Origin of the sequence: Dietzia psychralcaliphila, from assembly GCF_003096095.1 — a bacterium.
In the GTDB taxonomy this organism is placed as follows: Bacteria; Actinomycetota; Actinomycetes; order Mycobacteriales; family Mycobacteriaceae; genus Dietzia; species Dietzia psychralcaliphila.
In genome coordinates, this window is sequence record NZ_CP015453.1 from 110737 (window position 1) to 124151 (window position 13415).

The 13415-nt window shown below is 71.0% G+C and carries 11 protein-coding genes; 6 read left to right on the plus strand and 5 right to left on the minus strand.

What is annotated here, in order from left to right; all coding sequences use genetic code 11:
* Positions 1-38: 38 nt before the first annotated feature.
* The 3 genes from A6048_RS00475 to A6048_RS00485 all read right to left on the minus strand — a co-directional run bounded on the left by A6048_RS00475 (position 39) and on the right by A6048_RS00485 (position 2927).
* Positions 39-1058 carry an esterase/lipase family protein gene (locus A6048_RS00475; RefSeq protein ID WP_235027304.1) on the minus strand — a complete coding sequence of 340 codons (1020 nt, stop codon included), beginning with the start codon at positions 1056-1058 and terminating at the stop codon, positions 39-41.
* A gap of 204 nt (positions 1059-1262) precedes the next feature.
* Positions 1263-2033, minus strand: coding sequence for an SDR family oxidoreductase (locus A6048_RS00480; protein ID WP_107747755.1), 771 nt, complete (start codon positions 2031-2033; stop codon positions 1263-1265).
* A gap of 147 nt (positions 2034-2180) precedes the next feature.
* Complete coding sequence (locus tag A6048_RS00485; RefSeq protein ID WP_107747756.1) at positions 2181-2927, minus strand: methyltransferase domain-containing protein; 747 nt, start codon at positions 2925-2927, stop codon at positions 2181-2183.
* 224 nt (positions 2928-3151) lie between these two features.
* Between A6048_RS00485 and A6048_RS00490 the strand changes: the two genes are divergently transcribed.
* From A6048_RS00490 to A6048_RS00505, 4 genes are read left to right on the plus strand one after another with little or no spacing between them, the layout of a single operon-like run.
* Positions 3152-3763, plus strand: coding sequence for an RNA polymerase sigma factor (locus A6048_RS00490; RefSeq protein ID WP_107747757.1), 612 nt, complete (start codon positions 3152-3154; stop codon positions 3761-3763).
* Entirely contained in the window at positions 3760-4404 is a 645-nt protein-coding gene (locus A6048_RS00495) for a methylated-DNA--[protein]-cysteine S-methyltransferase (RefSeq protein ID WP_107747758.1), read from the plus strand. The genes A6048_RS00490 and A6048_RS00495 overlap by 4 nt, the downstream gene beginning before the upstream one ends.
* A complete protein-coding gene (locus tag A6048_RS00500) occupies positions 4401-5057 on the plus strand; it encodes a LysE family translocator (RefSeq protein WP_107747759.1) in 657 nt (218 codons plus the stop codon). Before A6048_RS00495 ends, A6048_RS00500 begins: the two co-directional genes overlap by 4 nt.
* A 24-nt stretch (positions 5058-5081) precedes the next feature.
* Positions 5082-6263: an MFS transporter gene (locus A6048_RS00505; protein WP_107747760.1), complete on the plus strand. Its 1182-nt coding sequence runs from the start codon at positions 5082-5084 to the stop codon at positions 6261-6263.
* Positions 6264-6399: 136 nt separating this feature from the next.
* Here A6048_RS00505 and ppc read toward each other — a convergent pair whose 3' ends face one another.
* Positions 6400-9312 carry a phosphoenolpyruvate carboxylase gene (gene ppc, locus A6048_RS00510; RefSeq protein WP_235027315.1) on the minus strand — a complete coding sequence of 971 codons (2913 nt, stop codon included), beginning with the start codon at positions 9310-9312 and terminating at the stop codon, positions 6400-6402.
* A gap of 149 nt (positions 9313-9461) precedes the next feature.
* On the opposite strand from ppc, the gene A6048_RS00515 reads away from it, so the two are divergent.
* Positions 9462-9878 carry a DUF4870 domain-containing protein gene (locus tag A6048_RS00515; RefSeq protein ID WP_107747761.1) on the plus strand — a complete coding sequence of 139 codons (417 nt, stop codon included), beginning with the start codon at positions 9462-9464 and terminating at the stop codon, positions 9876-9878.
* Between the two features lie 30 nt (positions 9879-9908).
* Here A6048_RS00515 and A6048_RS00520 read toward each other — a convergent pair whose 3' ends face one another.
* Positions 9909-11648 carry an AMP-binding protein gene (locus A6048_RS00520; RefSeq protein ID WP_235027316.1) on the minus strand — a complete coding sequence of 580 codons (1740 nt, stop codon included), beginning with the start codon at positions 11646-11648 and terminating at the stop codon, positions 9909-9911.
* Positions 11649-11770: 122 nt separating this feature from the next.
* On the opposite strand from A6048_RS00520, the gene A6048_RS00525 reads away from it, so the two are divergent.
* Complete coding sequence (locus A6048_RS00525; protein ID WP_107747762.1) at positions 11771-13369, plus strand: adenylate/guanylate cyclase domain-containing protein; 1599 nt, start codon at positions 11771-11773, stop codon at positions 13367-13369.
* The last annotated feature ends 46 nt before the right edge of the window (positions 13370-13415 follow it).

A 13415-nucleotide genomic window follows, 5' to 3' on the forward strand; every position in this document is an offset into this window, starting at 1 on the left:
CCGGCCCTCTCGAGGCCGGCGATCTCATCAGGCTGAACTCAGCAGGCGCCCGCGCCGCCGAGTGCCCGGGCGACCATCGAGTGGGTCCGCGGGTCGAGCGCCATCCCGCCGTGGGAGGTCGGGCCGCCGCCGCAGGCCTGCTCCGGGACCCGCCACCCGACGCCGGGCCCCGGCACGAAGCTCCGCTGTGGTGGCAGGAGATGGTCGCCGCCGGTGGCGATGAGCGTGTACGCGACCCCGGGCAGGAACGGGGTGCGGTCGAGTCCGTACCAGGCGGTGAGCATGGGGCTCCCGGGCGACAGTTCGGCCAGACCCCGCAGGTTGGCGGCCCATAGCGCCGCGCCGGCGAGCCCCGGCGGCAACTGGTGGGGGATCAGCCCGCTGTTGTCGGCGCCCCAGTACCCGCCCACCGAGACCACCCTGCCCACCGCGCCGGGACGCAACACCTTGGTGGTGTACCCCGCGATCGAGGCGCCCTGGGAGTAGCCCACCAGGTCCACCTGGGCCGCTCCGGTGACCGCGCGCACGTGGTCGATCACCCCGGCGAGCTGCGGACCGGACGCGCCGACGATCGAGTCGAGACCTCCCCGGGCGGGGTTGCCCGCGTACGCGCCGAGGGTCGGTGCGATCACACAGAACCCCTGCCTCCGCAGCGGCTCGCCCAGTCGCGGCACGGTGTTGGGGCCGTTGTCGAACGTCCCGTGGACGAGGATCACCGGTCGCGGGTGGGCCGGGGTCGGTCGGCACGTGACCGGGGTGTCCACGGCGGCCGGCGGGCCGGGGGCGCCGATGGGTCCGTTGATGCCGTTGAGTGCCTCGGTCACGTACGGCCCGAGCTCACCGGTGGGGTCCAGGTCCCCGACGAGGCCCGTCAGTGCGTCCTCCACCGGCCCGGCGGCGGCCTGCGGGACGAGCGTGGGCGCGGCGGTGATGGTCGTGACCGCTGCGGCGACGGGTACGGCCAGCGCGGCGGCGACGAGGGCGCCAGCCAGTCGGGAACGCAGGCGGCGTGGGGTGCGGGAACCGAGCATGGTGACTCCCAAAGAGTGTGAGGTCACACAAGTATGCGAGTGCCGAGCGGGATCGGGTACCGCACGGACCTCACGTTCTCTTCGCTCGGGACGACTACTGCGGACGCCGTCGGCCGGGCGAGTGCCTGGGTCTGGTCGAACTCAGGTCGCGGACGCCAAGGTGACCTCTGCTCTCAACAAGGCTCAGTGCAACGCTCGAAAGGTGCCCCACGATCAGCTCGACGGGAGGCCTTACTGGGCCAGGACCTTGTTGACCAGGCGCGTCGCGAAGTTGGGCGAGAACTTGGAGATGTTCGCGAGCACGGTCGTCTGCTCACCGACGCTGTAGGACGTGCGATGAAAGCGGCGGTCAAGGGTCGTCGGGTGGACGGACTGCCAGACCTTGTCCGCGACCTGCTCGGGAGTGATCTTGATGCCGAGCGTCCTGGTCGTCTTGGCCTTGGGGTCCGCGAGAGCGGTCTTGGCCCACAGCGGCCAGATCCCCACCACACGCACGCCGTGCGGTGCCCACTCGAGCTCCAACGCCTCGGTCAGTCCGGCGACATAGAATTTGGCGGCGCTGTACGTGGCGATCCCGGGCTGACCGTAGATCGCAGACGCGGACGCGATGTTGACCAGGTGTGACCCCGGCGTGGCCTTGAGGTACGGGAACGCGGCTTTGGCGCCGAGCGTCACGCCCAACACATCGATGTCGATCTGGGCCTTGACCGCGTCAGCCGAGATCTCCTGCAGATCGCCAGCGACGAGAACGCCCGCGTTGTTGTCCAGGACGTCGAGGGTCCCACCGGTGTGCGAGGTGAACTCGCCCAGCGCCTTCTCCCATTGCTGCATGTCGCGGACGTCGAGCTCTCCGGTGATCCAGTCGGGATGCCTCGACCGCACCGTGGCCAGAGCGTCCTTGTCGACGTCGTACACCCCGACAGTCCATCCCTCGCGGCCGAATCGCTCCGCCGTTGCCAGACCGATTCCAGCCGCCCCGCCCGAGATGAAGATCGATGCCATTCCCTGTCCTCCACACGCAAGTCCGATGCGGCGTCCCGCCCGGAGATATCCGACTCTCGACAGTACCGAGCACCGGACGGGCGAGGGAAAGCTGTATAAGTGTCGATCCGAGGAGTCGCGACTCGCGATCACCGCGTGGGATGAGTGTCAGCGCTTCATGAGGGCGAACACGCCCCATCCGAGGTACTCACGCGTGAAACGCGTGTAGCGGGCGGGCGCGGTGGCGAGTTCCTCACGCACCTCCGGGACCAGATCGTCGTCGGGGTTCCGGTCGAGCCAGAGGCGCAGGTTGAGCCATTGGGCCGCTGTGTACCGGTCCCAGCTGTCCTGGTCGGCGAGCATCATCTCGACGATGTCGTACCCGAGATCATGAAACGTCCCCATCAGGTCTGGGAGCTCCTGAAAGTCGGCGATGGCGGTGGCCTGGCAGGCGACGGCCGTCTCCTTGTCCGGCGGGGTCCGCCGCCAGTACGGCTCGCCGATCAGCATCACGCCTCCGGGACGCAGGCTGCGATCGAGCAACTCTGTCGTCCCGGCGACACCGCTGCCGATCCAGGTGGCACCGACACATGCGGCCAGATCAACCGGCTCGTCCGCCACATGGCCGGCGGCGTCACCGTGGATGAACTCGACACGGTCGGCCACGCCGAGTTCGGCGGCGCGGGCTCGGGCTGCCTCGGTGAAGACCGTGCTGATGTCCACACCGGTGCCCGTGATCCCGTGATCACGGGCCCAGGTGCTCAACATCTCACCCGAGCCGCTGGCCAGGTCCAGTGCACGCGTTCCTGGGGCGAGCCGGAGGGCTGCCCCTAGGGCGGCGAGCTTGACCTCGGTCAGTGGATTGTGGATCCGATGGCTGCTCTCGCGGATGGTGAAGATACGGGGAAGGTCCATGACCGCAACTCACCTCCATAGACAGCCATTCATCAGCGGTGTTGGTGGTCCGAAGGTATCACCCGCCGCGGGCGTCGACGTCAGGTAGAGGCCCCGGTTTCGCCTCCTGCCGCACGGACCTCACGTTCTCGCGGCTCGGAACGACTACCTCCTGAGACCGGTGGCCGGGATGAGTGGCCGGGGCGTGTGAACGAGGCGGAAGGGACGAGGGGAGGATCTGACACATGAGGGCAGCCTTCGACGGTGCGGTGGTCCGGCACGGGCCGACCGTCCTACGAGTGTGCCGTGCGGTCCTGGGCCCCGGTCCCGATGCGGATGACGCCTGGTCCGAGACGTTCCTGTCCGCGCTGCGGGCCTGGCCGGACCTGCCGGAGGAGACCAATGTGGAGGCGTGGCTGGTCAGGGTCGCCCACCGCCGCGCCGTGGACGTGGTGCGCAGATCGGCGCGCATCGCAGCCCCGGCGGGAGGTGTGGACGACGTCGCCCTGCTCGAGGAGTGGGCGGGCGGTGGCCGCGGGAGGAGTGGCCGCGGGAGGAGTGGCGGCGGGCGGAGTGACGGCGGGTGGAGTGGCAGCCGTGCGGGCGACGACGACGAACTCGGCGACCACCAGATATGGGGCGCGGTCGCCGCTCTGCCCACCCGGCAGCGGCTCTGTGTGGCCTACCGGTATCTGGGCGGGCTGCCGTACGCCGAGATCGCCGCGCTCACCGGCGGCGGTGAGGCAGCCGCCAGACGGGCGGCCGCCGACGGGGTGGCGGCCCTGAGGCGGACCGTGGAGCGAGAGACCGTGCCTGACCAGACCGTGCAGACGACACCAACGATGGAGGAGCCATGACCAGGGACGACGTCATCGACACACTCCGCGGCGCTTCCGCGGACACGGGCCGGTTGCGCGACCGCCTGGCGCGGCAGGCGCAACAGGAGGGGCTGGTGGACGTGCTGTTCCGGTCCGTCGACTCGCCGATCGGCGGGTTGCTCCTGGCGGCGACCCCGCAGGGTCTGGCGTACGTGGCGTTCGAGGGCGAACCCCGGGACGAGGTCCTGCAGATGCTCGCCGCGAAGATCGGGCCCCGGGTCGTGCAGGCGGGTGCCTCCGGATCGCCGGACGAGGCCACGGGTGGTGTCGATGCCACGGGAGTCCTCGATGAGGCCACCACGCAGATCCACGACTACCTCGCGGGTCGTCGGCGGGAGTTCTCCCTGCCGCTGGACACCGTCCTGGCCTCCGGGTTCCGCGGTCTCGTTCAGCACCGACTCCCGGAGGTGGGATACGGACACACGGCGACGTATCGAGAGATCGCCACCGCCCTCGACAAGCCCGGGGCGGTGCGCGCGGTGGGCACGGCGTGCGCCACCAACCCGCTTCCCCTGGTGTGGCCGTGCCACCGGATCCTGCGGTCGGACGGCGGACTCGGCGGGTACCGGGGCGGGCTCGAGGTCAAGAGGCGTCTCCTGGCGATGGAGTCCGCTGCGTGACCGCGGGACAGGTCGCGGCGCTCTACGGAATCTGGGTGATCGCGGTGATCTCACCGGGGCCCGACCTCGTCGTCGTCCTCCACCGTGCGCTCGTCGGGCGACGCCACGGTATCGCCACGGCGGTCGGGGTGGTCACCGGAATCGCGATCTGGCTCGCGGCAGCGTTCGCCGGTCTGGCGGCACTGGTGCGTGTGTACCCGCAGGTCATGACCGGGCTGCAGGTGGCCGGGGGACTCCTGCTGGCGAGCCTGGGGGTACTCGGGCTGCGGGGCTGGTGGCGAGCGCGGTCAGCGGCAGGGGCCAGCCCCGACGCGATCCCTGACCCACACTCCGACGCGGGAGTAGCGGAACTGGTGCCGCGGACAGACTTCGCCCGAGGTCTGGCCACCAACCTGGCCAACCCCAAGGCCCTGGTGTTCTTCGGTGCCGTCCTGACCCCGTTCCTCAGCGGCGAGGTCCCGCCCGGGCAGTCGGTCGTGCTGGTGGCGGGGATGATCGCAGTCGCGCTGGTGTGGTTCTGCGCTCTCGCCGTTGCGGCGTCGCACCGACGTGTCAACGAGCGGGTCGGACGGGTCCTGCCGACGGTGGACGTGGTCGTCAGCGCGCTGTTCGTGGCGGTGGGGGTGGCGTTCGTGATCGAGGCGCTGACCTGACGATCGGGCGATAGGTTCTGCCACATGACAAGTCCGCCTACCGATCGCGCGTGGTTGCGCGCCGCCCTCGCGGTGTTCGCCGTGGGATGGGGCGCCAACCAGTTCGCGCCACTGCTGTTCCTCTACCGCGAGGAGCAGGGGCTCGGACAGTCCGACGTCACCGCGATGTTCAGCGTGTACATCGTCGGGCTGCTGCCGACACTGCTCGTGGCGGGCCGGTGGTCCGACGCCCACGGTCGGCGCGTGCTCATGCGGCCGGTCCTCGTCCTGTCCCTGGTCGCCACCGTGCTGATGCTGTTCGGCCCGCAGGACCCACTGTGGCTGTACCTCGGCCGCTTCCTGGCCGGGCTCGCGTCGGGCGCCGCGTTCGGTGCGGGGAGCGCCTGGGTGCGTGAACTCTCCGCGGGCGCCCCGCCCGGGACCGGAGCGCGACGGGCCGCGATCGCCCTGACCGGCGGGTTCGGGCTGGGCGGCCTGGTCGGGGGCCTGGTGGGCGAGTTCGCACCCGCTCCCATGGTGTCCCCCTACCTGCCCCACCTGGTGCTCGGGTCGGTCGCGCTGGTGGCGGCCTGGAACGCCGCCGACCCGTACCGGCCGCACGGAGGCTCCGCCTCGGCCGGGCTCATCCCCGCCAGTGCGGGCACCCGCAGGTTCCTGCTCGGGGTCGCCCCCTGGGCGCCGCTGGTGTTCGGCTGCGCCAGCATGTCGTTCGCGGTCCTGGCGGACCTGCTCGGAGGCGACGCCGGAGGGCTGCCGACCGCGTACGCCGGGGTCATGGTGGGCGTCACGCTCGGCGCCGGGGTGCTGGTCCAGCCCACCGTGCGTCGGCTCGCCGCGGCCTCGCCGCCGTCCCGGCCCCCGGTGATGGGACTGGCGGCCGCCGCGCTGGGCATGGCCGCCGGGGCCGCCCTGGCCGCGTCGCCCGACCTTCCGGGCCGCGCGTTGTGGCTCCTGCCCGTCGCGGTCCTGCTGGGTGCGGGCTACGCGACCCTGCTGGTGGCCGGACTGGTCGAGGTGGAGTTCCAGTCCGGGCCCCGCGACCACGCCGGACTCGTGGCCGTCTTCTACGTCCTGGCCTACCTCGGGATGGCCACGCCGTACGTGCTCGCGGTGCTCTCCCGTCTCGGCGGACCGGTGCCCTGGATCGCGGCCCTGGCGGTGGTGTGCGTGCTGCTCATCCCGCTCACGCAGCGGCAACTGCGGTAGCGGCCCGGCCCGGCCCCCGCCGGCCCCGACGAGCCCCCGCCGGCCGTCCCCCGCGTCGAGAAGAGTGTTTCGCGCATCGCTACTCGGGAAACGCGTTCGGAACACTCTTCTCGACGGGGGTTGTGTCGGGCGGGGCTCAGCCCGAGTTGCGCAGCGCGGTGGCCAGCCCGTTCATGGTCAGTTGGATGCCCGTCCGGATGTCCGGGTCCCGGTCGCCCGCGCGGTAGCGCCGCAGCAACTCCACCTGCAGCACGTTGAGCGGTTCGAGATACGGGAACCGGTTGCGGACCGAGCGGGCGAGCGCCGGGTTGTCGTCCAGCATGGTCTCCTGCCCGGTGACGGCCAGCAGCATCTCGCGGGTGAGGTCGAACTCGTCGGAGATCACCCCGTGGATCCTCCTGCCCACCTCGGCGTCCGGCACCAGCTCGGCGTACCGGGCGGCCAGGCCCATGTCGGCCTTGGCCATGACCTGCGCCATGTTGGACAGTGTGGTCCGCAGGAATGGCCAGTGGCGGTAGAGGCGCCGGAGCGTGGCCAACCGCTCCTCGCTGTCCGCACCGCCGGCTGCGCTGTGACCGTCGCCGGCATTCGCGTGACCGTCGGTCGCACCCCCGACGGTCTCACCCCCGCCGTCCTCGACCCAACGCCGCAGCGCGGTGCCGACGCCGAACCAGCCCGGCAGCATGACCCGGGACTGGGACCACGACAGCACCCATGGGATCGCACGCAGGTCGTCGACCGTGGAGGTCTGCTTGCGGGAGGTGGGTCGCGAGCCGATGTTGAGCTCGCCGATCTCGCTGAGCGGGGTGGAGGTGGTGAAGTACTCGATGAAACCCGGGTCCTCGTGCACCAGCTCGGCGTAGGCCTCGCGGCCGAGTCGGGCCAGCGCGGCCATCACCGCGTAGGCCTGCTCCGCGTCGTCACCGAGACCCTCGACGTCGAGCAGCGAGACCTCGAGTGTGGCCGCGACGAGCGCCTCGAGGTTGCGGCGGGCGCGGACGGGCTCCGAGTACTTGGCGGAGATGATCTCGCCCTGTTCGGTGATCCGCAACGCTCCCTGCACCGCGCCCGGCGGTTGCGCGAGGATCGCGTCGTAGGAGTTGCCGCCACCGCGTCCCACGGCGCCGCCGCGACCGTGGAAGAAGCGCAGGTGCACACCGGCACGGGCGGCCGTGTCGACGAGCGCGAGCTCGGCCTCGTACAGCGACCAGTTGGCGGCGAGGTACCCACCGTCCTTGTTGGAGTCCGAGTACCCGAGCATGATCTCGAGCACGTCGCCCTGGGAGCGGACCAGCGCGCGGAACTGTGGGAGCACCAGAGCCGCGTCGAGCATCCGGGCGCCGCCGGCGAGGTCGTCGATAGTCTCCAACAACGGGATGAGGCGCACGGTCGACCGGGGCTCGTCCGGGCTACCGGAGAACAGGCCGACCTCCTTGAGGAGCACCGCGGGTTCGAGCAGGTCGGAGACCGACCCGCACATCGACACGATGTAGTGCTGCACCACGTCGGGACCGAGCCCGGAGACGGCCTCCGCTGCGGCCTTCAGCACGCCCATCTCCTTGGCCGCGAACTCCGAGAGCTCGGCCCGGGCGCCGAGCAACGGCCGGTCGTGGGAGAGCTCACCGAGCAGGAGCTCGACGCGGGCGTCCTCGTCGAGCGCGGCGTAGTCCCCGGTCACCCCGGCGATCGCGAACACCTCGGTGAGCAGTTCCTCGTGTGACTCCGAATTCTGGCGCATGTCCAGGGACTGAAGGTGGAACCCGAACGAGTTGAGCGCCCACCGCAGGTCCCGCAGTCGCGGGGCGCGCAGCAGGTCGGATCCCACCGCGGAGAGCCCGGCGTCGATCGTCTCGAGGTCCGCCGCCATCTCCTCCGGATCGGCGTACGGAGGGTCGTCGTCCAGGCCGATCAGTCGCCCGGCGGACAGCAGCACCGAGCGGGGCAGCGAGGACCCCGTGGCGCGGGCCCGCGCGGCGAGCCGGCGACGGACCACCCGGACCGCCTGACGGAAGGGCACGTCCTCCCGCGCAGGGCTCCCCTCGACCTCCGTGTCCGTGAGGGAGTCGGCCAGTTGGGCTATCCCGGAGTCGACCTGCACGATCCGGGCCGACATCGACAGCTCACGTTCGAGCAGGCGTAGCTGCTCGGCGTAGTGGCCGTGGAGCAGTTCGGCCGCCCGGTCGGTGGCGAACCGGACCACGTCGCCGGTGACGTACGGGTTGCCGTCGCGGTCGCCGCCGATCCACGAACCGGGGCGCACCATCGCGCGGCCACCGCACCCGAGGCGTTCGTCGATCTGGGCGTTGAGCGGCGGGATCACCTCGAGCAGAGTGGCCTCGTAGTACTGGAGTCCGGCCATCACCTCGTCCTCGATGTGGGGACGCTCGTTCCGGATGAGGGCGGTCTGCCACAGCGCGAGGACGAGCCTGCGCAGCTCGAGCTCGAGTTCGGCGAGTTCGGATTCCGTCACGGGATCCTGTTCCCCCGATCGCAGCACGTCCCGGCGGCCCATGAGGACGTGAACCCGGCGGGTGGCCTCGAACACCATCCGGCGTCGGGTCTCCGTGGGGTGCGCGGTGAGGACCGGGGAGACGCGAGCGGTGGCCCGAACGGCGGCCAGTCGCTCGTCGCCGTCCCCCTCCAGCAGCTCCGCGAGCCGGGTCCACGTGACCTCCAGGTCCCCGTCCGGCGGCGTCTCGCCGGCGGCCCTGTGCATCCGCCTGCGGCGCTCCTGGTGCAGGTCCTCCGCCACGTTGGCCAGCAACGCGAACAGGGAGAACGCACGGATCACCGGAATGGCGTCCGCGGCGCTGATGTCCTTGAACAGGGCCGACACCTCGTCGCGGTCGGCCTCCGAGCGCCGGACCGCGAACGCCGTCCGGCGGGCCGTCTCGACGAGATCGAACACCCGGTCCCCGGCGTGCTCCCGGATCGTCTCGCCGAGCAGGGAACCGAGGAATCGGACGTCGTCCCGCAGCGGGGCCACCGCCCGGGCGAGAGGGTCGGTCCCCGAGTCGACTGCGGTGGGGTCCTGTGGGGTGTCTGCCATGGCCGCCAGGGTAGGCGGGGCATGTGACAAGCGGGTGAAACGTGGGATAGCGGGGACCGCGGTGCCCGGAGACACGATCGGTCGCGGAACCGGACGACACGGGGGACATCCCTGATGCCACGCCGCCTCGAGAGGCGCACACTGGGGGCATGACCCAGCAGCCCGGATTCCAGCAGTACGGCGACCCCCGGTATGGACAGCAGCCCGTAGCCGGACCCGACGACCGCACCCCCGCCGCTCTGGCGCACGCGTCCAGCCTCATCGCCATGGCGCTGTCCGCCGGGTGGCTCTCCTTCGTCGGACCGCTCGTGATGTGGTTGATCTACAAGGACCGCAGCCCGTTCGTCCGGCAGGCGGCCGCGGGGTCGTTCAACTTCAACCTCGGCCTGTGGATCATGAGCATCGTGGGCTGGATCTTCATCATCACCGTGATCGGCATCCCGATCGGCCTGATCCTGCTGGCCATCTCCTTCGTCCTGCAGATCGTCGGTCACCTCATCGGCACGGTGCGGGCGACCCAGGGTCGGACCATCAACTACCCGTTCCAGTTGCGCATCCTTCGCTGACCCTGCCGCTATTCAGACCCCCGCCGCTGCTCACACCCCGGACGGCTGCCGACCGTGGAGACGGTACTGGGCGAGTAGTGAGTCGCGGACCGCGCTGGTCAGCGGCTGGAACTCGTCGTCGTCACCGTTCTCGCCACCGCGCACGTACACCTCGCCGGGCTCGGTCCACGACTGTCGGCGCAGGCTGGGCTTGGCGATCTTCCGGGTGGCGGTGACCGGCATGGTCTCCATGATCCGCACGAAGCGCGGCGCCCACTTGGTCCCCATGTCGGGTTGGGTCCGGCAGAACTCGGAGAACGCCGCCGGGTCGAACGCCGCGCCCGGTTCGAGCTGGATGGCCGCCATGACCTGGTCGCCCGTGCGGGGATCCGGCACGGGGTAGACGGCCACCACCAGGACGCCGGGAAAGCGGTCGAGGATCCGCTCGACGGGGCCGGCGGAGAAGTTCTCGCTGTCCACGCGGATCTTGTCCCCGGAGCGGCCCGCGAAGTAGAAGAACCCGTCGGCGTCCCGGTAGCCCAGGTCGCCGGAGTGGTAGACCTCGCCGATGTTGCGCTCGGCTGTGGCCTCCGGGTTGCGGTAGTACCCCTCGAACATCGCGGCCCCGGTGAGGTTGCAGATCTCGCCGATCGCCTCGCCCGCGTTGGCCAGGCCACCGTCGGCGTCGAACTCCGCACGCGGGCACTCGTGGCCGTCCTCGTCGAGGATCGCGACGTTCATGTAGGCGCCCGCGACGCCCAGGGCGTCCGGTGGGGTGTCCTCGGTGCGGCCGATCACGACCCCGCCCTCACTGGAGCCGTACGACTCGCCCGGTTCGACGCCGAAGCGACGGGCGAACTCGGCACGGTCGTGCGTCGAGGCCTCGGTCCCGAACACGGTCCGCAGTCGGGTCTGCTTCTCCTCCGGGCGCTCGGGCTGGGCGAGGATGTAGGAGAGCGAGCGGCCCACGTAGTTGAAGTAGGTGGCGCCGAAGCGCAGCACGTCGGGCAGGAAGCCCGAGGCCGAGAACTTCCGGCGCATCGCGAACGTGCACCCGACGAAGGCGGCCGGGGCGAACGCGGCGAACATCGCGTTGCCGTGGAACATCGGCATCGCGCTGTAGGCGACGTCGTCCAGCACCAGGTTGCGGTAGTTGATCGTGCCGAGCATCGCGAGCCGGCCGGTCGAACACATCACCGCCTTGGGCGCTCCCGTGGAGCCCGAGGTGAACAGCAGCGCGAGCAGGGTGTGGGGATCGCGGGCGGCGTCGTGGAGTCGGGGCTCCGCCCCGGCGTGCCCGGCCAGCAGGTCCTGCCACCCGGCCGAGTCCACCTCGTGCACGGCCACGACGCCTCCCGACTCGTCGGAGAGGGCGAGGCCGTCGAGCAACTCGGCGCCGTCGGCATCGGTGACGATCACGTCGCAGTCCACCCCGCGGATGTCGGAGGCCAGTTCGGCACCGCGACGGGTGGGGTTGATGCCGATGATGGTCACTCCGGCCATGGAGGCCCCGGACAGGAGGAACAGGTACTCCGGGACGTTCTCCAGCAGGATGCCGACGTGTAGGTGACGGAACCGCTCGGGGCGGCCGGCGTACGCGTCGGCGTGGGTGGCGGACCAGTCGGACAGGATCGCGGCGCGGACCGCGCTCTCCGCCACGAACTCCCGCCACGTCCACCTCGAGTCCTCGAAGAGGAGCCCGGGATTGTCGTCGGTGGAGCGCTCGAGCAGGATGTCGCCGAAGGTCTCGTGACGCATCTCGTGGCCGGGGTTGAACTGAGGCGTGGTCATGGAGTTAAGTTAGCGCATTAGATGTGATCCATCTGGCAAAGAGGAGTGCGATTCCGAGCGCGTGCGGTCCCCTCTCGCGCGACGATGGACACCCCATCCCCCGCCCGGCAGGACGACTCCCCGTGACCACCCCCTCAGCGCACGCCTCCCGCCCGCCGTGGGGTACCCGCATGCTCGGGCTGGAGCGGGAGGAGCCCCCACGCCGGAAGAAGCGGGTCCAGCGGGTGCTCACCCGGATGCTGGTGGTCACCCACGGGCTCGGAGCGGTGGGTGTCTGGATCGTGATCGGCCTGCTGCTGCCCCTCGACCAGGTCCTGTCCGGACGGTTCAGTCCGGCGGCCCTCGTGGTGATCCCGTCGACCGCTCTCGTCGGGATCGTCTTCGGCTCCTGGTGGCTCCTGCGGGTGGTGACCAGCTGGACGAGGTGGGCAGACGAGAGCCGGCCCCCGACCGCCGCCGAGCAGGAGCGGTGCCTGTCGGCGCCGCTCGGAATCACCCTGCGGACCGGGGCGCTCTGGGCGGCTGGCGGGACGGTCGTCGCGGTGGCGTTCGCGGTCGAGGATCTCCAGGCCCTGTGGGTCGTCACGGGCGCGATCGTGGTGATCGGGTCCCTGAGCTGTGGCACGGCCTATATCGTCGCCGAGATCGCGCTGCGTCCGCTCGCCGCGCTCGCGCTGCAGGCCGGACCGAACCTGCACACCCCGGTCATCGGCGTGCGCGGCCGGCTGCAGGCCTTCTGGGTGGTGAGCTCGGGGCTCCCCCTCATCGGCCTCGTGTTGCTGAGCGCCTACGCCGCGGCGAACAACCAGTTCCCGGTCTCGCGGCTCGTGACCATCGTCGGGATCCTCGGCCTCGGGGCCCTCGCGGCCGGCTTCGCCTCGACCTGGCTGCTCGTCTCCGCCCTGCTCGCCCCGGTGTACTCCGTGCGCTGGGCCATGGAGGACCTCGCCGGCGGGGACCTCGACGCGCGGGTGGAGGTGTTCGACGGGACCGAGCTCGGGCAGCTGCAACGGGGGTTCAACCGGATGGCGGAGATGATCCGCGAGCGTCAGCGACTGCGCGAGCTGTTCGTCCGCCACGTGGGCAGCCAGGTCGCACAGGCCGCCGAGATCCAGGAACCCCACCTCGGTGGGGACACCACGTACGTCGGCGTGCTGTTCGTCGACCTCATCGGCTCCACCCGGCTGGCCTCCACGCGGCCCGCGAGGGAGGTCGTCGAGACACTCAACGCCTTTTTCGAGGTGGTCGTGGACCGGGTCGAGTCACACGGCGGGTTGCTCGACAAGTTCCAGGGCGACGCGGCGCTGGCCGTGTTCGGAGCCCCCGCGCCCATCACCGACCCCGCGACGGCGGTCCTCGCCTCGGCCCGGGACCTGGCGGAGGCGCTGCCCGAGCTCGTCCCCGACTGCTCCGCCGGGATCGGGGTCTCCTACGGCGAGGTGGTGGCCGGGTACGTCGGATCCGCGACCCGGTTCGAATACACGGTGATCGGGGACGCCGTCAACGAGGCCGCGCGACTGTGCGAGATGGCCAAGGAGCACCCCTCCCGGGTGCTGGCCTCGGAGGCCGTCCTCCGGGCGGCGGCCGACGCCGAGACCGATCACTGGACCGCGGGCGGGACCGTGGAGTTGAGGGGTCGTTCCACTCCGACCACGCTGGCCTGGCCGACCGGGCCCTCTCAGGGGCACATCGCGTCGGGTCCCGGGGCGCGGGTGGAGTAGGGACGGAGCGACAACCGGTTCCGCAGAGGCCGCCTCGCACCGGCTC

Excerpts from the sequence above, each read along its gene's own strand:
- A6048_RS00480 (WP_107747755.1), bottom strand. The coding sequence starts at position 2,033 with ATGGCATCGATCTTCATCTCGGGCGGGGCGGCTGGAATCGGTCTGGCA.
- A6048_RS00485 (WP_107747756.1), bottom strand. The coding sequence starts at position 2,927 with ATGGACCTTCCCCGTATCTTCACCATCCGCGAGAGCAGCCATCGGATC.
- A6048_RS00490 (WP_107747757.1), top strand. The coding sequence starts at position 3,152 with ATGAGGGCAGCCTTCGACGGTGCGGTGGTCCGGCACGGGCCGACCGTC.
- A6048_RS00495 (WP_107747758.1), top strand. The coding sequence starts at position 3,760 with ATGACCAGGGACGACGTCATCGACACACTCCGCGGCGCTTCCGCGGAC.
- A6048_RS00505 (WP_107747760.1), top strand. The coding sequence starts at position 5,082 with ATGACAAGTCCGCCTACCGATCGCGCGTGGTTGCGCGCCGCCCTCGCG.
- ppc (WP_235027315.1), bottom strand. The coding sequence starts at position 9,312 with ATGGCAGACACCCCACAGGACCCCACCGCAGTCGACTCGGGGACCGAC.
- A6048_RS00515 (WP_107747761.1), top strand. The coding sequence starts at position 9,462 with ATGACCCAGCAGCCCGGATTCCAGCAGTACGGCGACCCCCGGTATGGA.
- A6048_RS00520 (WP_235027316.1), bottom strand. The coding sequence starts at position 11,648 with ATGACCACGCCTCAGTTCAACCCCGGCCACGAGATGCGTCACGAGACC.